General features: G+C 50.1%; 1 protein-coding gene. It reads right to left on the bottom strand.

Features of this window, described 5'->3' with window-relative positions:
* Positions 1–27: 27 nt before the first annotated feature.
* Positions 28–936 (bottom strand): IS30 family transposase (locus HMPREF2572_RS01375; protein WP_083294112.1); only part of this gene is annotated, 909 nt, incomplete at its 5' end.

Raw genomic sequence — 936 nt, 5'->3', positions numbered from 1 at the left:
CCTTGGATTCGGATTTCAAGTGCAACACTAGTGTATCAGTGGTTTGAACAGATTCAAGAATAAAACACTTGGCGTTTCGTAGCCAAGTGTTTTTCTTGGCCGGTGGTTCAACTCATCTTGAACTCTGCGTATCTCCCGATCACTGATGTTTCGGAAATCGGTTTGTTTGGGGAAATATTGTCGGATGAGTCCGTTGGTGTTTTCATTCAGCCCTTTCTCCCAAGAATGGTAGGGGCGGCAAAAATAAGTTTTCGCTGCTAATGCTTTGGCTATTTTGGTGTGTTGGTAGAACTCTTTGCCGTTGTCCATGGTGATGGTGTGCACTCTGGCTTTATGTGCCTTTAATACCCTAATGGCCACTAGGGCAGTGTCTTCGGCTTTTAAGTTCTTTAATTTGCAGATGATGGTGTAGCGGGTAGTGCGTTCGACCAAGGTCAATAACGCGCTTTTCTGATTTTTGCCGACGATGGTGTCGGCCTCCCAATCGCCGATGCGGGTTTTCCGGTCGACGATGGCGGATCGGTTTTCTATGCCGACGCGGTCGGGCACTTTGCCTCTGGTCCATGTGCTGCCGTAGCGTTTGCGGTAGGGTTTGCTGCATATTCTGAGGTGTTGCCACAAAGTGCCGCCGTTGCTTTTGTCTTGGCGAAGGTAGCGGTAAATGGTGCTGTGATGGAGTGTGATCCCGTGGTGTTTATGCAGGTAGGCACATACTTGTTCGGGACTGAGTTTGCGGCGGATAAGGGTGTCGATGTGTTGAATCAGCTGCGAATCGAGTTTATAGGGTTTTCGCCGGTGCTGTTTGGTCAGCCGGCTTTGCCGTTGGGCTTTATCGGCGCTGTATTGCTGCCCTTGGATGCAGTACCGCTTGATTTCTCGGCTGATGGTGCTTTTGTGGCGGTTGAGCTGTTTGGCGATTTCGGCGATGGTGCAGTA

The sequence above is a fragment of the Neisseria sp. HMSC064E01 genome (assembly GCF_001808875.1).
In the GTDB taxonomy this organism is placed as follows: domain Bacteria; phylum Pseudomonadota; class Gammaproteobacteria; order Burkholderiales; family Neisseriaceae; genus Neisseria; species Neisseria sicca_A.
The sequence above is the reverse complement of the archived record's forward strand: the minus strand, read 5'-3'. Positions and strand labels throughout refer to the sequence as shown.